We start from the raw sequence: 20,824 nt of genomic DNA, 5'->3' as shown, positions 1-20,824 counted from the left end.
CCGTGATCCAGCATGCTGATACTGGCGCTCAAGCCCGGCCACGACGGCGCGATCGCCGCGATCCGCGACGGCAGACTGCTGTTCTCCATCGAGGCGGAGAAGGACTCCTACCGGCGCTACACCGACCTGACCGCCGCGACCGTGCTGGCCGCGGCCGAACTGTGCGACCAGATTCCGGACGTGGTGGCCCTCGGCGGCTGGTACCGGCGAGGAGCCATCGACCAGCGGATCGGCGCCGGCTACGAGGGGTTCGAGATCCACCGGGAACTGCGCACGCTGTTCGGCAAGAAGGTCCGCTACTTCTCCTCCAGCCATGAGCGTTCGCACCTGATGATGGCGCTCGGCATGGCCCCCGAGACCGACGCCGAGCTGCGCACGGTGCTGGTCTGGGAGGGCTACACCGGCGCCTTCTACCTGGTGGACCGTCAGATGCGGGTGGTGGAGAAGATCCCGGTGCTCAGCCAGCCCGGCGTCCGTTATGCCTCGCTCTTCTCAATCGCCGACCCGGGCTACCCGGACGAGGCGACCAACCAGCGTTTCGAGGACAGCGGGAAGCTGATGGCGCTGGCAGCCTTCGCCCGCCCTCAGGACGCGGACCAGCAGGCCGCCGAAGTCGTTGACCGGCTGTTGCGGCCGGACGCGGTGCTGCCGCTTCCCAAGTCCGACTTCCGGAGCAGTCCGCTGCACAATGCCGGTGTCACCAGCCCGGTGGCCAAGAGCGCGGCCGCTCTGCTCAGCCACCGTATCTTCGAGACCTTCCGGGAGGCCGCCGGGCTCCGGCTCCCGGCCGGCACGCCGCTGCACATCTCCGGCGGTTGCGGGCTCAACTGCGACTGGAACGGCCTGTGGCGCCAGTGCGCACACTTCTCCTCGGTCTTCGTGCCGCCCTGCACCAACGACTCGGGCTCGGCGATCGGCACCGCCATCGACGCGATGTTCCACGAGACCGGCCGCCAGACCCTCGACTGGGACGTCTACAGCGGCCTTCCGTTCGAGATGGACACGGCGCCCGACCCGGCCGGCTGGTCCGCCCAGCGATTCGATCCGCACAGGCTCGGTGAAGCGCTCTCAGCCGGACGGGTGGTCGCCTGGGTCCAGGGCAAGTGGGAGATCGGTCCCCGGGCGCTGGGCCACCGCTCGCTCCTGGCCGAGCCGTTCGATCCGCGCACCAAGGACCGGCTCAACGCCATCAAGGCCCGCGAGGACTACCGGCCGATCGCTCCGGTCTGCCGCGCCGAGGATGTCGCCGCGCTGTTCGACACCGACTTCCCCGACCCGCACATGCTGTACTTCCGCCGGGTTCGCGACGCGGGCCTCGGCGCGGTCACCCATGTGGACGGCACCGCCCGGGTCCAGACGGTCACCCGGGACGAGGAGCCGGTGCTGCACTCCCTGCTCACCAGCTTCGCGGAGCAGCGCGGCGCCGGGATCCTCTGCAACACCTCGCTCAACTTCAACGGGCGGGGCTTCATCAATCGGATGTCGGACCTGGTGGACTACTGCGAGGCCCGCGGCGTCGACGACATGGTGGTCGACGACGTCTGGTACTCGAAGACCGACAGCCGGTGAGCCGCCGATGCTGAGCCGCTTCCAGCGGGCCCGGGCGGACCAGGAAAGTCCACTGCGGCTGCGGTCCTTCCGCATGCTGCTGCTCGGCCGCAGTATCGCCTCGCTGAGCGATGGGTTGATGCCGGTCGCGCTGAGCCTCGCGGTGATCCAGCTCACCGACTCGGCCGGGACCCTGGCCGCCGTGCTCTCCTGTGCGGTCGGCAGCCGCCTGGTGCTCCTACCGCTGGCGGGAGTGCTGGTGGACCGGTGCAGCCTCCGTTGGGCCGGGCTCGCGGCCGACCTCGTACGGTGCGCCGTTCAGGCGCTGGTCGGAGTCGAACTGCTGTCCCGATCACCGGACATGACCACCATCGCGATCGCCGAGCTGTTCGCCGGCGCGGCCTCGGCAGTGTCGCTCTGCAGCATGTCGCCACTGGTCGCCGGAGTGGTCGAGAGAGCCGAGGCCCGCCAGCGCGCCAACGCCCTGATGGGTGTGGGCCGCAGCCTCACCCTGATTCTTGGACCGCTGCTGGCGGGCCTGCTGGTGGTGGCGGTCGGCGCAGGGTGGGTCTTCCTGGTCGACGCGGCGGCCTTCGCCGTCAGCGGGTCCACCTTCCTCGCGATCAGGGTCGGCCGACCGGCGCCCTCGCGCCGCTCGCTGCGGGCCGACCTGGTGGCCGGCTGGGGCGAGGTCAGGTCGCGGGACTGGTTCTGGAGCAGCTTGATCGCCCATGCCAGCGTCACCTTCGCGGACATGGTGCTGGTCACCCTCGGCCCGCTGGTGGCGCTGGGGCACCCAGGTGGCCGGGCGGTGTGGATCGCGGCCGTGCAGGCGGGCGGGATAGGCCTGCTGCTGGGCTCGCTGCTGGCAGGCCGGTACCGGCCCAGCCGGCCGATCCTGGTGGGCAACCTGGTGCTGGCCGGCTGCGCGGTGCCACAGCTGATGTTCGCCGGCTGGCTGCCGGCTCCGCTGATCGTCGCCGGGTACGGCGTCTCCTGGGCGGCGATGGGGTTCCTGAACCCGGTCTGGGACTCGACAGTGCAGGCCGCAGTGCCCGCAGAACAGTTGGCGAAGGTCACCTCCTACGAGTGGCTGGCCTCGCTCGCCTCCCAGCCACTCGCGCTGCTGTTCGCCCCGCTGACCGCCGCCGCTTGGGGGGCCGGGAGGGCCATGGCCGCGACGGCTGCGCTGGTCGCGGTGGCCTGTCTCAGCACCGCTGCTGTGCCGGGCGTGCGGCGGCTGCGGATGGTGGCGGGAGAGGTGGTCGGAGACAGCTGCCAGCCGGTGTCGGCCGAGCTCACCGGCCTGCCACAGTGACAGGTCGCGCTGCCCGCCGCTGGGCGGTCACCGGGGTTGGACTGGGTGCATTCTGTGTCCAGTTGGACTCCTTCGCACTCAACCTGGCACTGCCGCGGATCGGCCGCGACCTCGGCGCCTCGGGCGGACACCTCGGTTGGGTTGTCAGTGCCTACCTGCTCGCCTGCGGCACGCTGATGCTGGGCGCCGGCCGGCTCGGCGACCGGATCGGTCATCGCCGGCTGCTGGCCTGGTCCCTGATCTCGTTCGCCCTGGCCTCCGTGCTCTGTGCGCTCGCTCCCCGGCTGGCGCTGCTGGTGGCGGCCCGGGCGGTGCAGGGCGCGGTCGGTGCGCCGATCATGCCGGCCGGCCTGGCACTGCTGACCAACACCTTCCCGCCGGGGCCCCGGCAGCGGGCCATCGGGCTGGCGCTGGGCATCGGCGGGATCGGCACCGCCTGCGGACCACTGGTCGGTGGCGCACTGGTACAGGCCCTGTCCTGGCAGGCCGTCTTCTGGCTGAATGTCCCCTGCGCGCTGCTCGCCGCCTGGTGCCTCACCCGGGCCAGGGAATCCAGGAGTACGAGCAGCGGCTCGACGGACCTGCCGGGCCTGGCCGCTGCCGGCGTCCTGGTGGCCTCGCTGGCGCTGCTCAGCGATCGCATCCCGATCTGGGGCCGGCACTCCGTCCGAGTCGCCGCAGCCCTTGGTGTCGCGCTGGCGGTTCTCGTGGCGGTGGAGCGCCGCACCGCCGAGCCGCTGGTCCGACCCGCGCTGCTGCGCGACGGGCGGTTCATGGCGCTGACGGCGGCCGGCGCCGTCGCCAACGCGGCGACCGTGGTGGTCCTGCTGGTCGTGCCGTGGGCCCTGCAGGACACCTGGGGGCTGGACCCGCTGCCGGCCGCGGTCGCCTTCCTGGCACCGGCCGCCGCGCTGGCGGCGGCCGGCCCCGCAGCCGGACGGGTCGGCGCCACGGCGGCGGTGACGGCGGCCACGCTCTGCCTGCTCGGCGCGGCCGCCCTGCTGTACGCCACCGGCACGGCGGCCACGCTTGTCGGCTACCTGTCGGCCGCCGCAGGCAGTGCGGCATTGCTGGGCATCGCCAACGCGCTTGCCATGACCGCCACCCAGGAGCTGGTCCGCCCCGAGATCGCGGGCGAGGCTGCCGGCCTGACGAAGACCGTGCTCACCCTGGCGGCGGGGCTGGGCGTGCTGTTGATCGGTCCGAGCGGCGGTCCTGGCGGCCGGCTGACCCGGCCGGCGGCCGAGCACGCGCTGACCGCCGCGGCCATCGCATGCCTGGCGGCGGCGTTGCTGCTCGCATGCCGGGTGTGGCGGCGAAGACGCTCCTCACCCACCACCCACTGATGACGCGCTGCCCCACCCCGGGCGCCACCCAGCCGGAAGGACTGCCATGACGGACCGGACGCCACTCGCCCGCTTCGAGGAACACGCCCGTCGATCCCCGGACCGGATTGCCGTCCGCGGCCCCGACGAAACCCTGAGCTACCGTGAACTCGACCTGTTGGCAGGCCGGTTCGCCACGGTCCTGGAATCCTCCGGGCTGCGACCGGGCGACCGAGTGGGCCTGCGGCCGACTCGCGGCGCCCGGCTCGCCGTTGCCGTGCTCGGCTGCGCCAAGGCAGGCCTGCCGTACGTCCCGCTCGACCCTGCCTACCCGTCGGAGCGCACCGCGCTGATCGCGGACCGGGCGAACCTGACCCTGACCGTAGGCGACCAGGACTTCGACGGCATGACCCTCCTCCCGCCGCAGCCCAGCCCCGCCGACCGCTCGCCGACTCCGGGACTGGCCTACGTGATCTTCACCTCGGGGTCCACCGGCGTGCCCAAGGGCGTCCCGGTGACCACAGCCTCGCTGACCGCGCTGTTCGCAGCCACCGACCGGCTCTTCGACTTCGGGCCGCAGGACGTCTGGCCGCTGATGCACTCCTACAACTTCGACTTCTCCGTCTGGGAGATGTGGGGAGCCTGGCGCTCAGGAGCAGAGCTCGCGGTACCCGACCAGCCCACCCTGCGCTCCCCGGCCCGCACCGTCCACTGGCTCGCCGAGACCGGCGCAACCGTGCTGAACCAGGTGCCGACCGTATTCGGCTACCTTGTCGCGGCGCTGGAGGAGCAACGCACGATTCTCCCGACGGTTCGTCATGTGATTTTCGGAGGAGAGGAGTTCGCGTCGGCCCCGCTGCGACGATGGCGCGGACTCGGGCACCGCGCCGCCGTGACCAACATGTACGGAATCACCGAGGCCACGGTGCACGCCACCTTCCGTCGACTGGCGCCGGGCGAGGAGCCCCCCACGCACCCCACCCCGATCGGGTGGCCGCTGCCCGGCATCGCGCACCGGGTCGTGGATCCCGACCTGCGCCCGGTCCGCCCCGGACACAGCGGCCAACTGCTGCTCAGCGGAGCACAGCTGCTGACCGGCTACCTCGGTGACGAGCACCTCACCGCAGAGCGACTGGTCCAGCTCCCCGACACCGGAGACCTGCGCTGGTACACCACCGGCGACCTGGTGACCGAGGACGCCGACGGCGAACTGCACTACCTCGGCCGCGCCGACCGGCAGGTGCAACTGCGGGGCTACCGAATCGAACTGGGCGAGGTCGAGGCGGTCCTGCTGCGCACCGGCATGGTGCGCGCGGCAGCCGTCTCCGTGGCGGCCACCCCGCGCGGCGACCAGCAACTGGTCGCCCACGTCGTGCCGGCCGCAGCCGCGAGCACGTCCGCCGAACTGCGCCGGGCCCTCGCGGCACTGCTACCCGAGCACATGGTCCCGAGCCGGTTCGTCCAGGTGGCGGAACTGGCCACCACCGCCTCCGGGAAGCTCGACCGGAGCCCCACCGCGCCCCACCATCCACTGATCTGACCCCGCACCCGACCGGCAGAGAGGCTTACCGCCATGACCATCGACATCCGCGCCGAGCTCGCCGACCAGTGGGAGGAGCTGCTGTTCGTCACTCCGGGCCCGGACTCCGACTTCTTCGAGGACGGCGGCCACTCGCTGCTGGCCGCAGCGTTGTTCGCCCGACTCTCGCAGACCATCGGCACCGAGCTCGACCCGGCTCTGCTCTTCACCACACCCACCTTCAACGCCCTCGCCGACGCTCTCGCTGCCCAGCTCACGGAGGCCGGTCGGTGACCGAGCGCCAGCACCACCGACCGCGGCTACTGGTCGTGTACGAGGAGGGCGCGGCCGGCGCAGGCGAGCTGCTGCGCTCACTCGGCGCCCGCTACGAACTCTGCTTTCTGGCGGCTGACACCGCACACACCGCCCGGCTGTCGGGCATCATGCGGGCCGCCGGCACCGTGCGGCAACTGAGCCACTGGCGCCGGCAGCTGGCGGAACTGAGGGCCTGGAAGCCAGCTGGTATCACCACCTTCAGCGAGCTGATCCCGCAGACCGCGGCGATCGCGGAGGCTCTCGGCCTGCCGTACCACTCGCCGACCACCGCTCAGCTGCTGACCGACAAGCGGGCCCAGCGGGCCAGGCTGAGCGAGGCCGGCCTGGACAGCACCCGGTCGGCGCCGGTGCTCGATCCGGTCGAGCTGACGGATGCGGTCGAGCAGGTCGGCCTGCCGGCCGTTCTGAAGCCGGTAGTCGGCCGCGGCAGCATGGATACCCATCTGCTGACCACGCCTGCAGACGTGGACAGGTGCGCCGCCGAACTGTCGAGCGGGCGAGCTTATGTGCTGGAGGAGTACCTGCGAGGTGAGGGACGCCCTGGGCTGGGCGACTACGTCAGCGTCGAAACGGTACTCGGGCCGCAGGGACCGCGGCACCTCGCGGTCACCGGGAAATTCCCCCAGGCGGCGCCGTTCCGCGAATGCGGGCAGTTCTGGCCGTCCGGGCTGACGCCGGATCAGAACCGCAGGATCGTTGGGCTCACCAGCCGGATCCTGGCCGCCTTGGGTGTGCGGCACGGAATCACCCATACCGAGTTCAAGCTCACCGCCGATGGGCCACGGTTGATCGAGGTGAACGGCCGCCTCGGCGGCTGGATCGCCGAACTCACCCAGCGAGCTACCGGCGCGGACCTGCTGTCCGTGGCCGCCGACCTCGCCTGCGGCGGCGAGGGCGCGGAGGCGGTCGAGTACCGCGATCCGCGGGTCTGCTTCCAGTTCTGGAACCAGCCCCCACTGAACGCCACAGAACTGCGGTCGGTCACCGGAGTACGTGAGGTCCGGTCGACTCCTGGCGTGCAGCGTTACCTCAACCTGGTCCCACCCGGGCCGCTGGAACCCGGAGTGCTCACTCAGCGACTCGACCTGACGGCAGGCTGGGTGAAATCGCACCACGCAATGCATCAACTATTGGCTGCTGCCCTGGAACCACTCTCCTACACGTTCGCCGACGCCGACGGCTGCGCAATGACCCTGGCAGCGAGCGAACTGCCCTCCAGTCCACGTGGTTCCGGGGAGTCATGAGCAAACCCATCAACCCGAGCGCGGGGTCGTCCCTTGGCGTGGTGTAGTGGTCGTGTGCCAACGGTCATGCGGTAGAAGGAAGTTCGTCGCGGGTGCGCTCGCCGGGGTAGATCTGGTCCATGCTGCCCTCGGGCAGGTAGATCGCAAAGGTGTTGCGCAGGAAGTGAACGCGACAGCACTGGTAGGCGGCACCAAGCATGACCTTGCGGATCGCCTTGACCAGGCCGCTGTGGTGGTCGCCGATGACCAGGCGGACCCCGGTCGGTCCGCGCTCGCGCAGGGAGCGCGGGAACTCGGCCCAGAACACCTCGGTCTCGCTGTCGCCGACCATCAGCCCCAGCACTTCGCGGCCGCCGTCCTCGGTGATCCCGGTGGCGACGACCACGGCCCGGGAGACGATCTGGTGGTTCACCCGTGCCTTGCAGTACGTGGCGTCGAGGTAGATGTACGGAAGCGGGTGTGCTCGCCGGGCTCGGCGCCGATCCGGGCGGTGGCCTCGGCCTCGATCAGCTCTTGCAGGATCCGCTGAGCGAGGGTCCTGATCAACTCGATTCCGTCGGCCGTACGCAGTGATTCCATGAGGCGGAGTAAGTCAGACCGGGACAAGGCCATCGCGTACTCCCTGGTGAACTCGCCGTTCTACTCGGAGAGTTGCGCGATGGCCGCCCCATGACCAGGGGTTACTCCAAGATCCCCGCTACACCACTCCATGGGACGCCATCCTCGACTTTCCGTCAACTTCTGTTGATGGAAGCCTCGGTGGGGGAGTGCCGGGTCATCGGGACGGTGGATGCGCGCGGGGGCGAATTTGTTCGAACTTGTTGACTCTTGCTTATTTGGCCTTCATATTGAGCAAGTCTGAACCCAATCCCCCACCCTTACCCCTGGAGTCCCCCCATGGGTCGCAGCGCCATGCCTCCAAGATTCCGTACCGCCTTCGGCGCAGCCCTGCTCCTCCTCGGCTGCACCGCCTTCGGCACACCGGCTGCCGCCGAAGCCGCCCCCGTACCCGCCGCGGCCACTCCTGCTCCTGCCATAGCTGTGGCGCTCAGTGGCCTCAAGCCCGGCCTGACCTTCGACGGTGTCGGGGCCATCTCCGGCGGCGGCGGCAACTCCCGTCTGCTGGTCGACTATCCGGAGCCGCAGCGCAGCCAGCTGCTCGACTACCTCTTCAAGCCCGGTTACGGCGCTTCGCTGCAGGTCCTGAAACTGGAGATCGGCGGTGACGCCAACTCGACCGACGGCGCCGAGCCGAGTATCGAACACGCCAAGGGCACCGTCGACTGCAACCAGGGCTACGAGTGGTGGCTCGCCGAGCAGGCCAAGGCCCGCAACCCGAACATCAAGTTCTACGGCCTGTCCTGGGGTGCGCCGGGCTGGATCGGCGGCGGCAACTTCTGGTCGCAGGACAGCATCGACTACCTGATGTCCTGGACGGGCTGCGCCGCGCAGCACCACCTGCCCGTCTCCTACCTGGGCGGCTGGAACGAACGCGGCTACGACAAGACCTGGTACGAGAACCTCAAGTCGGCGCTCACCACGCATGGTTACTCCGGAACCAAGGTGGTCGCCGCGGACAGCGACTGGTCGGTGGCGGACGACATGGCCACGGACCCGGCGTTCAAGAACGCCGTGGACATCGTCGGTGTCCACTACCCCTGCGGCTACCTCGGCGCCTTCACCTCCTGCCCGAGCACCGCGAACGCGCAGTCGCTCGGCAAGCCGCTGTGGGCCAGTGAGAACGGCTCCGAGGACGCCACTGCGGGCGCCCCGGCGGTGGCCCGGGCCATCAACCGCGACTACCTCGACGGCAGGATGACCTCGTTCATCAACTGGCCGGTCATCGCCGCGCTCTACCCCAACCTGTACTTCTCCACCGACGGCATGTCGATCGCCGACCAGCCCTGGTCCGGCAACTACGACATCGGCACGACCACCTGGGTCACCGCGCACACCACCCAGTTCGCCCAGCCCGGCTGGCGCTACATCGACTCGGCCAGCGGCTACCTCGGCGGCAACCGCGGCAACGGCAGCTACGTGACGCTCAAGTCGCCCACCGCCAAGGACTACAGCACGATCATCGAGACGATGGACGCCACCGCCGCGCAGACCGCGAACTTCACCGTCTCCGGCGGCTTGTCCACCGGCAAGGTCCACGTCTGGGCCACCAACCTCAACTCCACCCACCCCGCCGCCTGGTTCGTCCACCAGCAGGACGTCACCCCCAGCGGCGGCAAGTACACGCTCACCCTCCAGCCCGGCTACGTGTACACCGTGACCACCACGACCGGCCAGGGCAAGGGCACCGCAACCCCACCGGCCCCCGCCCCGCTCAAGCTGCCCTACGCGGACGGCTTCGAGACAGCGGTCACCACCACCTCTCCGAAGTACTTCACCGACATGAACGGCGCCTTCCAGACCGTCGCCTGCGGCGGCGGCCGCACCGGCAGCTGCCTGCGCCAGATGACCCCGAGCACGCCGATCCGCTGGACCGACGAGCCCTACGACGCCCCGTACACCATCATGGGCGACGGCAGTTGGAGCAACTACACGGTCACTGCCGACACCATGTTCGAGCAGCCGGGCACCACCGAACTGCTCGGACGGGTCAACCAGCAGGGCCGCAACAACAACGGCCTGAACGCCTACCACCTGCGCGTCAGCGACACCGGCGCCTGGTCCATCGACAAGAGCGACACCAGCTGGAACTTCACCACCCTCGCCACTGGTACCACCAAGGCGCTGGGAAGCGGAAGTTGGCACACCGTTAGCCTCACCATGCAGGGCAGCGCGCTGACCGCGACCGTCGACGGTGCCGCGGTGGGCAGCGCCACCGACACCAGCTTCACCAACGGCCAGGCCGGCCTCGGCGTGACCGGCTACCAGACCGAGCAGTTCGACAACTTCGCCCTCACCCCCGGCACGCCCGGCACCCAGACCGGCACGGTCGCCTCCGCCCTGCCCGGCAAGTGCCTGGACGACAACGGCGATTCCACCGTCAACGGCACCCCCGTGCAGCTCTGGGACTGCAACGGCGGCGCCTCGCAGGTGTGGACCTGGTCGAACGGTGCCCTGACCCACGACGGCAAGTGCCTCGACGCCACCGGTCAGGGCACCGTCAACGGGACGCTGATGGAGATCTGGGACTGCAACGGCGGCGCCAACCAGCAGTGGACGCCGCAGAGCGACGGCACCATGAAGGGCACCCAGTCCGGCCGCTGCCTGGACGATCCGGCCGCTTCCCTCACCAACGGCACCCGGCTGGAGCTCTGGGACTGCAACGGTGGCAGCAACCAGCGCTGGACGCTGCCGTAACCACGCCCTGCGGGCCGGGCGGGCTCGGCCACTCGCCCGGCCCGCATCCCTCACGGCGCGGCAACCTTCCCCCACCCCCGTCGATTTGGAGTACCTCCGTGCGTAGACCTCACCTCGCACCGCGAAGCGGGATCCTGCTCGCGGCGCTGGCCCTGGGCCTCGCCACCGCCTTCACCGCCACCCCGGCGCCGGCGGCCCCGAGTGTCGTCGTCGCGAATACCGTCGCCCCCGCGACCGCGCAGAGCATCACGATCGACGGTACCTCGACCGGCCGGACCTTCGACGGTCTCGGGGCGATCAGTGGCGGCGGGGCGACCTCGCGGCTGCTGGTCGACTACCCCGAGCCACAGCGCAGCCAGATCCTGGACTACCTCTTCAAGCCCGGCTACGGAGCCTCGCTGCAGATGCTGAAGGTGGAGATCGGCGGCGACGCCAACTCCAGCGACGGCCCCGAGCCCAGCCACATGCGCACCCCCACCGAGGTCGACTGCAACCGCGGCTACGAGTGGTGGCTCATGGCGCAGGCCAAGGCCCGCAACCCCGGCATCAAGTTCTACGGCCTGGAGTGGGCCGCCCCTGGCTGGCTGAACGGCGGCATCTGGTCCCAGGACAACATCACCTACATCCAGTCCTGGATGGGCTGCGCCAAGAGCCACGGTCTGAACATCGGCTACCTGGGCGGCTGGAACGAGAGCGGCTACAACAAGACCTGGTACGAGAACCTGCGCACCTCCCTCGACAGCCACGGCTACACCGGCACCACGCTGGTGGCCTCCGACAACGACGACGCCAACTGGTCGGTCGCCTCCGACCTGGCCACCGACAGCGCTTTCAACAAGGCCGTCGGTGTCGTCGGCCTGCACGGCACCTGCTGGCACTCGACCCCGGCCTACACCGGCTGCCCGGGCAACACCACCGCGATTGGGCTCGGCAAGCCGCTGTGGGCCTCCGAGGACGACAACGACAGCTACGGCTCCGACCCCTCGGCGCTCTCCCGCAACGTCAACCGCGAGTACATCGACGCCCGGATGACCGCGGACATCAAGTGGGCGCTGGTCAGCTCCTGGCCCTCGAACCTGCCCTTCGCGGGCGCCGGCCTGATGGCCGCCGACCAGCCCTGGTCGGGGAACTACCAGGTGGGCCGCGACATCTGGGTGATGGCCCACACCGAGCAGTTCGCCAAGCCGGGCTGGAAGTACCTGGACGGCGCCACCGGCTACCTGCCCGGCACCGGCCTGGGCGGCGATCCGCACAGCGGCAGCTACGTCACCCTCAAGTCCGGTAAGGACTACAGCACCGTCTTCGAGACCACCGACGCCTCCGCCGTGACCACCGTCAACGTCAAGGTCGCCGGCGGTCTTTCGACCGGTGCGGTGCACGTCTGGGCCACCAATATGAACAGCAACGACTCGGCCCAGTGGTTCGTCCACACCCAGGACGTCACCCCGCAGCGCGGCTCGTACTCGCTGACCCTGCAGCCGGGCTACCTCTACACCGTGACCACCACCACCGGCCAGGGCAAGGGCACCGCCACCGGACCCGCCGGGCAGACCTTCCCGCTGCCGTACCAGGCCGACCTGAGCGGCTACCAGAGCGGCGCGACCGCAAAGTACTTCCACGACTGGGCCGGCGCGTTCGAGACCGCACCCTGCCCGGCCGGGGCCGGCACCCCGACGTGCCTGCGCCAGGTCATCACCCAGGCCCCGCTGCCCTGGCACTCGGACATGAACTACACCCCGGCCACCCTGCTGGGCGACCCGAGGTGGAACAACTACCAGGCCAGTACGGACGTGAACCTCGAACAGTCCGGCAGCTCCGCCGAACTGCTCGGCCGGATCGACCACGTCGACCACGACCGGTCCGCCTACCACCTGAAGATCGATGACACCGGCGCCTGGACACTGTTCACCGAGGACCGTTCCAGCACCGACACCGTCCTGGCCAGCGGGAGCTACTCCGGAGCCGGTGCCGGGACCTGGCACAACCTCACGCTCGCGATGACCGGCGATTCGATCACCGCGTCCGTCGACCACCTGCAGGTCGCTTCGGTCGTCGACAGCAGCCACCTGACCGGCCAGATCGGCCTGGGCGTCGGCGGCTTCCAGCACGCCGACTTCGCCAACGTCGCCATCACCCCGCTCGCCGGCCCGACGACCACCACCGTCACCAACGTCAACAGCGGCAAGTGCCTGGACGTGACCGGTGCCTCGACCACCGACGGCGCGCAGGTGCTCCAGTGGACCTGCGGCGCCGGCAAGGCGAACCAGCAGTGGCTGCTCCAGCCGGTCGCCGGGTCCAGCGCGGTGCAGGTGGTGTCCGTCAACAGCGGCAAGTGCCTGGACGTGACCGGTGCCTCGACCACCGACGGTGCTCTGGCCGTGCAGTGGACCTGCGGCGCCGGCAAGACCAACCAGCAGTGGACCACCCAGTGATCCAACCCAGCTCTCCAACCGCGCCCCGGTGATGATTTCGGAGGTGGGCGGCCGTACCTGACCATGCCGAGCCACCGCGGAAGGCGGGTCAGGTCCGCACTCGACAGGCGGCCACAGCGCGTCCCGGTACCAGGTGAAGAAGTTTCACCCGGTACCGGGACCGGCCTGCCGTTCGGCCGAGAAAGCCGGTCGGACAATCAGTGGAGCATGGATTTCCCGAGGCCTGGTCCGCCAGGCGATGAGCGAGTATTTACAGCATTGCCGATCCGCGAGGAGATACGGCTTCAGTGCGTCTCCAAACAGGCGGATCGGGGTGGCTCAAGGTTTCCTCTGAGCTATCGGAATTAATGGTCCAGAAATTCCTGATCAGTTCTCCGTGAGTTCATCCGGAGGGAATTCCCGGAAAAACAGGAGCGAACATAGGCTGTCCGTCAGCCGCCCCGAACAGAGCCTTTTTCAAGGTTTCTTCTCCGGAATTCGGCGGGGCGGATCTCCCCGACCTCCCACTCAGGAGACAACTGTGCGCATCCCACGGCCGATCGTCGGCCTCGCCGGCGCGACAGCGCTGCTCTGCGGCCTCACCGTGACCGCGGCGGCTCCGGCCTCCGCGGCTGCCGCCGCCTCCGTACTGCCCAAGCCGGACCACGTGGTCATCGTGATGATGGAGAACGAGGACAACAGCAGCATCATCGGCAACACGAGCCAGGCGCCGTACATCAACTCGCTGGCCCAGCAGGGCGCGTCGTTCAGCGACGCGCACGGCGAGTGGCACCCGAGCCTGCCCAACTACTACGCGCTGCTGTCGGGTTCGACCCAGGGCCTGACCGACAGCACGCCGCCGCCGGTCGGTTCTGTCAACTCCGACAACCTGCCCAACGAACTCGCGCGGAACGGATACTCGTTCGGCGACTACTCGGACGAGGCGACCCCTGCCGCCTGGCTGCGCTTCGCCGACCTGCCCGGCACCGTCACAGCCCCGAACCCGGTCGACAAGTGGCTGACCTGTCAGGGCTCGGTGCCCGGCCAGGGCTGCGGCTTTCCCACCGACGCCGCCGGCTACGCCGCGCTGCCGACCGTCACGTTCGTACACGGCGACGCCTCGCAGTCCATGCACGACGACAACATCCTCGAAGGTGACACCTGGGTCAAGAACACCCTGGGTGGCTACGCCAGTTGGGCCAAGACCCACAACAGCGACCTGATCGTCACCTGGGACGAGGACAACTTCACCCCCGCCAACAACATGCCGACCGTCTTCTACGGCGCGAACGTCAAGCCGGGCAGCTACGGCGAGACCATCAACCACTACAGCATGCTCCGCACCGTCGAGGACATGTACGGACTGCCGGAGCTCGGCAACTCCGCCACCACCGCCCCGATCACCGACGTGTGGGGCTCGACCACCTTCGGCACCGGCAGCGGCCCCGGCCCGGTCACCGGCTACAGAAACTGGTGCCTGGACGACCGCGCCGGCAGCACCGCCGACTTCAACCCGCTGGAGCTCTACGGCTGCACCGGCAACGCCAACCAGCAGTGGAGCCTGCCCGGTGACGGCACGGTCCAGATCTTCGGCAAGTGCATGGACGTGCTGCACAGCGGCACGACCGACGGCACCGTCGTCCAGCTCTACCACTGCCACGGCGGCGGCGCCCAGCAGTGGGTCGCGCAGGCTGACGGCAGTCTGATGAACCCGCAGTCCGGCAAGTGCCTCGACGACCCTGGGTACAGCCTCGGCAGCCCCCAGCTGGAGATCTGGGACTGCCACAGCGGCGCAAACCAGACCTGGAACCTCCCGGCCTGACAGCCCCCGGAACAAGCGGCCAGGTGCGGGCGCCGGTGGCTTCCCGGTCCCGCGCCCAGCCGCGACAGGTGATGTCCGATGGCGCGCCTGCTGCACCGGCGGCTGGTGTGCGACTATGAGACGCTGCCGGCCAGCGCGGAGTCGATGATCTATTGGTCGATGGGCGACAACATGACCCACCGCCTGACCGACACCAGGGCACTGACCTGGCACGATCCACCGCGCGCGGGCGGAAGCACATAGTGGGAGGCACGCGATAGGTCACTGCCGGCACGGCTGGCCGAGCGCGAGCGCGCCGCTCGCGACCAGGTCGAGCGGCTGCGCGAGCAGATCGGCGTACTGACAGGACAGTTGACCGAAGCCGAGGACGTCCTGCCACGTCTGGAGATCACTCGCGAGACCCTGCTCGCTCTGGCCGCGGAGGACGAAGCGGAACACGCCGCAGACCCGGTCCTTTCCTCACCGGCCTACCGGCAGATCCTGGCCGCCTTCGAGTACGCCGAGGACGGGCTCCGCACCAAGCACCTCTGCCAGGCTCTCGATGCCGGGCTGGAGCCCAAAGCAGGTCGAAGGCATGCGCGCGAAGCTCAAGCGCCTGGTCGGCCGAAGCATCCTGACCGAGCCCGAGCCCGAGCCCGGCCTGTTCACCCTGCCCCACCCGAAATCCCATACGTAGCCGCCTTCCCACGGCGTCGCAAAGAGAATTCGGGGGAAGGCGATCAGGGGGTGATGGAAAGGGCGAAGAGGTGAATCGCCGGCTGGTTCGGCAGCGTGACGCTCTTCACCGTCTTGCCTGCGGTAAGCGGGACGGTGTTGGAGAACACGCGGTAGCTGATGCCATAGTTGGCGGGTCCGCTCGGGGTGTTGCGGTGGTCCGTGGTGATCACGGTCTGTGCGCCGTACGCGGTGACGGGGGTGCAGCACCAGTTGGGGAAGCCGAGCTGGCCGGTGCTGGTGGTTCCGTCGGTGTAGGTCACGGTGACAGGGGCGGAGGTTGTGCCGGTCTCCGAGCCGAGGAAGGCGAGCGATGTGCCCTGACCGGCGAGCGTGATCGCCTCGCCCGAGGCGGCCACGTTGTCCGGGGTGCCGGCGGCCACGGAGGGCCAGGTGAAGCTCAGGGCCCCCGCGCTGACCGTCGAGCCGGGGGTGGCGCCGGCTTTCGCCAGAGCGTCGGCGGAATAGCTGTCGCCGGTGGAGTCGAAGCCGCCGGGGGCGGGGTTGCTCTCCTGGGTGATGCCGACGTTGTTGAAGGCGTCCGCGAGGGTCGGGTAGGGGACCACGGAGGTGACCGTCTGCTGGCCGCTGACCGAGCCGGATCCGGCGGCGCCGGCGCGATAGTCGGCGGTGGCGGTGATCGCGGAGATGGTGGTGCCCGGGGCAGCCTCGGGCGCTGTGAGGGTGACCGTGGCCGTGGCTGTTCCTCCCGGCTGCACGTGGTCCAGCCGTGTTGTCGCGGGCGATACCGTCCAGCCCTGGGGCGCCGTCACGGACAGGCGGGTGTCGGAGAGTCCGTCGGAGCCGTGGTCGGTGAGGCTGACCTGGTAGGTGTTGTGCGCACCGGCGGTGCTCACGTCATGCCAGGTGATCGCGGTGGCGGGCTGTACCTTGTGGCCACGGCCCGCGCTGACCCGGTACAGCACTGTGGCGTGTGGCGGGACGTCTGCCGAGATGGTTCCGGTGGTCTGTGTGACGGTCTTGGTGGTCAGGTCCTTGAGGAGGACTGAGGAGCCGGGGGCCAGACCTGCGGCGGCTGCCGTGGTGGTGATCGTCTGGGCGGAGTCGGAGGAGTTGAACAGCGCCACGGCGCGGTCGCCGTTTGCCAGCGGCTTGGAAAGGACGTCGTAGCCGCTGCCCTGCTGGACGATGCGGCCCTGCAGGCCGAGGGCGTCCTGGTCAACGGCGATGACGTCCTCGTTGCCGAGCACGGAGAGGGCGTCGTCGGACAGGTGGCCGACGTCGGTGCTGGAGATCAGCGGTGCTGCCATGACCGCCCACAGCGACATCTGGCTCTGGATCTCGTCGTGGGTGAGGCCGGAGTCGCCGGCGAGCAGGAAGTCGGGGTCGTTCCAGCGCCCGGGGCTCTGCAGGTCGGCGAGACCGCTGTTGTAACCGTAGTTGTACGTGATCGCGTTCCACTTGGCCGCTGCGCTCTCCTGGCCGAGCGCGGTGTCGGCGCCTTCCCGCCACAGGTTGCCGACCTGGGCCGACCAGCCGATGACGGTGTGCCAGGCGGGCTGGTCCTGGAAGTATGCCGGGGCGGAGACCGAATAGACCATCGGTCGGCCGGTGTTGAGCATGGCCTGGCCCATCGCGGCGTAGGCCTCGTGGTAGCTCTGCTCGTCGCTCTTTCCAGCGGCCGTCGGCACGTTGCAGCCGTCGAGCTTCACGTAGTCGACGCCCCAGGCGGCGAACAGGTCGGTGTCCTGCTGCCAGTGGTTCATCGACCCGGGGTAACCGCCGCAGGTGTAGGTGCCGGCGTCCTCGTAGATTCCGAACTTCAGCCCGAGGGCGTGGATCTTGGCTCCGACGTAGTCCATGCCGTGCGGGAACTTGACCGGGTCGGCGACCAGTCTGCCCGAGCTGTCGCGGCTTTGGGACATCCAGCAGTCGTCGGTGGTGACGGTGTTGTAGCCCTTGGCGGCCAGGCCGCTGCTGACCAGGGCTCGGGCGTTGGAGAGGATCACCTGTTCATTGATGCCGCACTGGTAGTAGGACCAGTCGTTCCAGCCCATCGGCGGAGTCGGAGCGTAGTTCGGGTATTGGGCGGCCGAGCCGGCCGCACCCGTCGGGACCGTGCCGAGCGGAGCTGCGGCCCCGGCGGGGGTGGCGAGCATCAGTCCGGCGGACGCGGTGGCGAGCGCACAACAACTGGCGAGAGTCGCACGAAATCGCTGTACAAGGGGGGAAGTCACGGGGCAACCTCACGGGTCGGTCTGGCCTCGGATGATCCGGAACAGCTGAGAGAGATTTACGCACAGATGCTCATACGTGACAAGTAGTCTGCCAATACGCGCATGAATAGACACTGCTGATCAAAATTCTGCTCGGAGAGTGGGCCGGCTTGGGAGTTCGACCCTGCCCGGCGGCGGACGAAGGGTCGCCTGGTGCGGGCCGAGCGCAAGACTCTGCCGGTGATCCTGAGAGGGCGGTATGAGTCGTCCACCGTCAGGTCGACCTGACCGTGCTCCGGGTGCATCGCGCTCAGCGGCGCACCTGGGACCCTGTCCCCCCCCCCCCCGCATTCGACGGCCATCCCAGCGGACCACCAGCGCGCGGGCGCACCACAGGGGAGCACGTACCGGCCGGTCACCAGCGCGAACGGACAGTCGAAGGCGGACTCGAACTCGTCGATGTCTTCCTGACCCAGCGAGATCAGCCAGAATTCCGACGGGGTGTGGCCGCCGTCGCCGGCGTGCCGGGTCAGGCGGTCGAGCGCCACCCGCCAGTGGTCGGCGAGGTCGCCGAGTTCCGCCTCTGGGAGCAGGCATGTGGGCGATTCGAGGACGAAGCGCAGTTCGGGGCCCTCGGGCAGGTCCCGCGCTGAGCCGTTGATCTCCAGCACGTGCCGCAGCGGTATCGACGTGTCGACGCGGCGGGATGTGGGTGACGGTATCCATGGAGGCAGGCCGACGCGGCCGGGCTTCGCGTGCTCCGGGCCGTCCGCAGCCGAAGGCGGAGCGGGCACCCCGGGTGGCGGCCCGTCGGGGCCTTCGGCGCTCGGCTCCGCGAGGCTCTCCAGCACCGGGCGCGTGCTGGGGTCCGTGCACCTGAGCAGGCCGTAACCGAGATCGCTCCCGGCAGCCGTACCGTCGTCGCCGACCACCCGGTCCTGCGCCCGGACCAGGGCTGACGGGGCCAGCAGGCCGCCCCGCCAATGCCCCGCCAACGCCCCGCCATCGTCCCGGCGGCGGCCGGAGCAGGTCGGCTAGGGTGCGTGGTGGAAGTTGCCGTTCGGGGTCGTCGGCCGTGAGCGGCACAGCTGCCTCGTACACACTCGTACACACTCGTACACAGGAGATCGCGCACGTTGTCTGAGAACCAAGGCCAGGTACAGCCCGCCGCCGACGCGGACCGAAGTGGCCTGCGGGCGGACTGCGAGAGCTGCTTCGCGCTCTGCTGTGTGGCACCGGCGTTCTCGGCCTCGACGGACTTCGCGATCAACAAGCCCGCCGGCCAGGCGTGCCAGAACCTGAAGGCCGACTTCCGTTGCGGGATTCACACCAAGCTGCGCGAGAAGGGCTTCCGGGGCTGCACCGTCTACGACTGCTTCGGCGCCGGGCAGAAGGTCTCCCAGGTCACCTACGCCGGGCAGGACTGGCGGCAGGCCCCGAAGAGCGCGCGGCAGATGTTCGCGGTGTTCCCGGTTGTCCGGGACTTGCAGGAGCTGCTCTGGTACCTGACCGAGGCGCTGTCGCTGCCGGCGGCCGGCCCGGTCCACGCCGAGCTGCGGCTGATGCTGGCCGAGACCGAGCGCCTCAGCCTCGACACGGCCGAAGCCCTGCTGGAGCTGGACGTCGCGGCCCACCGGCGCGAGGTCAACGAGGTGCTGCTGCGGACCAGCGAGCTGGTGCGGGCCGAGGTCCGGCAGAAGAAGCGGGAGCACCGGGGCGCCGACCTGATCGGGGCCAAGCTCAAGGGCGCCGACCTGCGCGGGGCCAACCTGCGGGGCGCGTACCTGATCGGGGCCGACCTGCGGGGCGCGGACCTGCGGAAGGCCGACCTGATCGGGGCCGACTTCCGTGGGGCCGACGTCGGCGGGGCGGACCTCACCGACAGCATCTTCCTGATCCAGTCCCAGCTGGACGCGGCCAAGGGCGATGCCGCCACCAGGCTGCCGGCCTCGCTCACCCGGCCCGCGCACTGGACCGAGTAGACAACCCGGTCAGGCGGGGTAGGCATGCGTCTGGGCGGCCTTGACGGTGGCCCAGACGGTGCTGCCGGGGGCGAGGTCGAGGTCGGCGGCGGCCGCCGGGGTCAGGTCGGCGGCGAGCGGGAGTTCGCCGGTGAGGTCGACCCGGACCTGGTCGCCGTGCAGGTCGAGGCCGGAGACCTTGAGCTCCCAGACGTTGCGGGCGCTGGAGTCCGGGCGGCTGCGGTGCAGCGTCACGGCCGACGGCGGGAAGGCGACGAACACGGGCCCGGTGAGGCCGTCCGTGGTGGCCAGCGAGGGCCCGTCCGACAGCGTGACGGTGAGCCCGTCCGCCAGGCCCTGGTAGAGGTTGAGGCCGACCAGGCGGGCGATGTAGTCGGTGCGCGGGTGCCGGGCGATCTCGGCGGGCGTGCCGGACTGCACCTGCTGCCCGTCCTCGATCACCACCAGCCGGTCGGCCAGCACCATCGCGTCGAGCGGGTCGTGGGTGACCAGTACCGCCACCGCCTCGAACTCGGCCAGGTGGCGGCGCAGTTGTGCCCGTACGTCCAGCCGGGTGCGGGCGTCCAGTGCGGCGAGCGGCTCGTCGAGCAGCAGCAGCCGGGGGCGGACGGCGAGCGCGCGGGCCAGGGCCACCCGTTGGGCCTGGCCGCCGGAGAGCGCGCCGGGCTTGGTGTGGGCGTGGTCGGCGAGCCCCATCCGTTCCAGCCAGGGCAGTGCCTCGGCCCGGGACGGCTTTCGGCCGAGACCCCGGCAGCGCAGGCCGAAGGCGACGTTGTCCAGGGCGCTCAGGTGCGGGAAGAGCAGGTAGTCCTGGAAGACCACGCCGACCGGGCGGTTCTCGGCGGGGGTGTGCAGCCCGGCTGCCGGGTCCTCCAAGGTGGTGCCGTCGAGCCGGAGATGACCGGTGGTCAGCGGGAGCAGCCCGGCGAGCGCGCGCAGCGCGGTGGACTTGCCCGCGCCGTTCGGCCCGAGCAGTGCGATGACCTCGCCGGGGGCGGCCGTCAGCGCCAGGTCGAGCCGGAAGGCGGGCCGGTCGACCCGGAGCAGGGCGTCGAGCGCGTGGGGTGTCATGGGGTTACCCGGGCCTCTGAGTAAAGGATGCGGGCGGGGCAG

At 69.9% G+C, this 20,824-nt stretch carries 15 protein-coding genes and 1 pseudogene; 11 read left to right on the top strand and 5 right to left on the bottom strand.

Annotated features, from left to right (window positions below):
• Positions 1-12: 12 nt before the first annotated feature.
• The 6 genes from P3T29_RS04590 to P3T29_RS04565 all read left to right on the top strand — a co-directional run bounded on the left by P3T29_RS04590 (position 13) and on the right by P3T29_RS04565 (position 7,290).
• Entirely contained in the window at positions 13-1,569 is a 1,557-nt protein-coding gene (locus P3T29_RS04590) for a carbamoyltransferase C-terminal domain-containing protein (protein WP_280714956.1), read from the top strand.
• 7 nt (positions 1,570-1,576) lie between these two features.
• Entirely contained in the window at positions 1,577-2,866 is a 1,290-nt protein-coding gene (locus P3T29_RS04585; protein WP_280714955.1) for an MFS transporter, read from the top strand.
• Positions 2,863-4,212, top strand: a complete 1,350-nt coding sequence (locus tag P3T29_RS04580) for an MFS transporter (protein WP_280714954.1) — start codon at positions 2,863-2,865, stop codon at positions 4,210-4,212. The genes P3T29_RS04585 and P3T29_RS04580 overlap by 4 nt, the downstream gene beginning before the upstream one ends.
• 46 nt (positions 4,213-4,258) lie before the next feature.
• Positions 4,259-5,731: an amino acid adenylation domain-containing protein gene (locus P3T29_RS04575; protein WP_280714953.1), complete on the top strand. Its 1,473-nt coding sequence runs from the start codon at positions 4,259-4,261 to the stop codon at positions 5,729-5,731.
• A 33-nt stretch (positions 5,732-5,764) separates the two neighbouring features.
• Entirely contained in the window at positions 5,765-6,004 is a 240-nt protein-coding gene (locus tag P3T29_RS04570; protein WP_280714952.1) for a phosphopantetheine-binding protein, read from the top strand.
• A gap of 149 nt (positions 6,005-6,153) precedes the next feature.
• Positions 6,154-7,290 (top strand): ATP-grasp domain-containing protein, encoded by a 1,137-nt coding sequence (locus tag P3T29_RS04565; protein ID WP_280714951.1) that lies wholly within the window; start codon positions 6,154-6,156, stop codon positions 7,288-7,290.
• Between the two features lie 109 nt (positions 7,291-7,399).
• On the opposite strand, the pseudogene P3T29_RS04560 reads toward P3T29_RS04565, so the two are convergent.
• Positions 7,400-7,902: pseudogene (locus P3T29_RS04560) on the bottom strand (transposase); the annotation flags it as partial.
• A 285-nt stretch (positions 7,903-8,187) separates the two neighbouring features.
• Between P3T29_RS04560 and P3T29_RS04555 the strand changes: the two are divergent.
• From P3T29_RS04555 to P3T29_RS04540, 4 genes are all read left to right on the top strand, one after another.
• Positions 8,188-10,605, top strand: a complete 2,418-nt coding sequence (locus P3T29_RS04555) for a ricin-type beta-trefoil lectin domain protein (RefSeq protein ID WP_280714950.1) — start codon at positions 8,188-8,190, stop codon at positions 10,603-10,605.
• A gap of 98 nt (positions 10,606-10,703) precedes the next feature.
• Positions 10,704-13,037, top strand: a complete 2,334-nt coding sequence (locus P3T29_RS04550; protein WP_280714949.1) for an RICIN domain-containing protein — start codon at positions 10,704-10,706, stop codon at positions 13,035-13,037.
• A 520-nt stretch (positions 13,038-13,557) separates the two neighbouring features.
• Positions 13,558-14,838: an alkaline phosphatase family protein gene (locus P3T29_RS04545; protein WP_280714948.1), complete on the top strand. Its 1,281-nt coding sequence runs from the start codon at positions 13,558-13,560 to the stop codon at positions 14,836-14,838.
• Between the two features lie 78 nt (positions 14,839-14,916).
• Entirely contained in the window at positions 14,917-15,081 is a 165-nt protein-coding gene (locus tag P3T29_RS04540; protein WP_280714947.1) for a hypothetical protein, read from the top strand.
• A gap of 18 nt (positions 15,082-15,099) precedes the next feature.
• Here P3T29_RS04540 and P3T29_RS04535 read toward each other — a convergent pair whose 3' ends face one another.
• The 3 genes from P3T29_RS04535 to P3T29_RS04525 all read right to left on the bottom strand — a co-directional run bounded on the left by P3T29_RS04535 (position 15,100) and on the right by P3T29_RS04525 (position 18,400).
• Positions 15,100-15,276, bottom strand: a complete 177-nt coding sequence (locus P3T29_RS04535; RefSeq protein ID WP_280714946.1) for a hypothetical protein — start codon at positions 15,274-15,276, stop codon at positions 15,100-15,102.
• A 281-nt stretch (positions 15,277-15,557) separates the two neighbouring features.
• Positions 15,558-17,672 carry an NEW3 domain-containing protein gene (locus P3T29_RS04530; RefSeq protein WP_280714945.1) on the bottom strand — a complete coding sequence of 705 codons (2,115 nt, stop codon included), beginning with the start codon at positions 17,670-17,672 and terminating at the stop codon, positions 15,558-15,560.
• A gap of 134 nt (positions 17,673-17,806) precedes the next feature.
• Positions 17,807-18,400 carry a hypothetical protein gene (locus P3T29_RS04525; protein ID WP_280714944.1) on the bottom strand — a complete coding sequence of 198 codons (594 nt, stop codon included), beginning with the start codon at positions 18,398-18,400 and terminating at the stop codon, positions 17,807-17,809.
• A 465-nt stretch (positions 18,401-18,865) separates the two neighbouring features.
• Between P3T29_RS04525 and P3T29_RS04520 the strand changes: the two genes are divergently transcribed.
• A complete protein-coding gene (locus tag P3T29_RS04520) occupies positions 18,866-19,711 on the top strand; it encodes a pentapeptide repeat-containing protein (protein WP_280714943.1) in 846 nt (281 codons plus the stop codon).
• Between the two features lie 9 nt (positions 19,712-19,720).
• On the opposite strand, the gene P3T29_RS04515 is transcribed toward P3T29_RS04520, so the two are convergent.
• Positions 19,721-20,782, bottom strand: coding sequence for an ABC transporter ATP-binding protein (locus tag P3T29_RS04515; RefSeq protein ID WP_280714942.1), 1,062 nt, complete (start codon positions 20,780-20,782; stop codon positions 19,721-19,723).
• Between the last annotated feature and the right edge of the window lie 42 nt (positions 20,783-20,824).

Source organism: Kitasatospora sp. MAP5-34, assembly GCF_029894335.1.
Classification (GTDB): domain Bacteria; phylum Actinomycetota; class Actinomycetes; order Streptomycetales; family Streptomycetaceae; genus Kitasatospora.
The sequence above is the reverse complement of the archived record's forward strand: the minus strand, read 5'-3'. Positions and strand labels throughout refer to the sequence as shown.

Bases quoted from the DNA above. Each gene is read 5' to 3' on its own strand.
- P3T29_RS04565 (WP_280714951.1), top strand. From the start codon at position 6,154: ATGCGGGCCGCCGGCACCGTGCGGCAACTGAGCCACTGGCGCCGGCAG.
- P3T29_RS04590 (WP_280714956.1), top strand. From the start codon at position 13: ATGCTGATACTGGCGCTCAAGCCCGGCCACGACGGCGCGATCGCCGCG.
- P3T29_RS04585 (WP_280714955.1), top strand. From the start codon at position 1,577: ATGCTGAGCCGCTTCCAGCGGGCCCGGGCGGACCAGGAAAGTCCACTG.
- P3T29_RS04575 (WP_280714953.1), top strand. From the start codon at position 4,259: ATGACGGACCGGACGCCACTCGCCCGCTTCGAGGAACACGCCCGTCGA.
- P3T29_RS04570 (WP_280714952.1), top strand. From the start codon at position 5,765: ATGACCATCGACATCCGCGCCGAGCTCGCCGACCAGTGGGAGGAGCTG.
- P3T29_RS04540 (WP_280714947.1), top strand. From the start codon at position 14,917: ATGGCGCGCCTGCTGCACCGGCGGCTGGTGTGCGACTATGAGACGCTG.
- P3T29_RS04530 (WP_280714945.1), bottom strand. From the start codon at position 17,672: ATGCTCGCCACCCCCGCCGGGGCCGCAGCTCCGCTCGGCACGGTCCCG.
- P3T29_RS04515 (WP_280714942.1), bottom strand. From the start codon at position 20,782: ATGACACCCCACGCGCTCGACGCCCTGCTCCGGGTCGACCGGCCCGCC.
- P3T29_RS04555 (WP_280714950.1), top strand. From the start codon at position 8,188: ATGGGTCGCAGCGCCATGCCTCCAAGATTCCGTACCGCCTTCGGCGCA.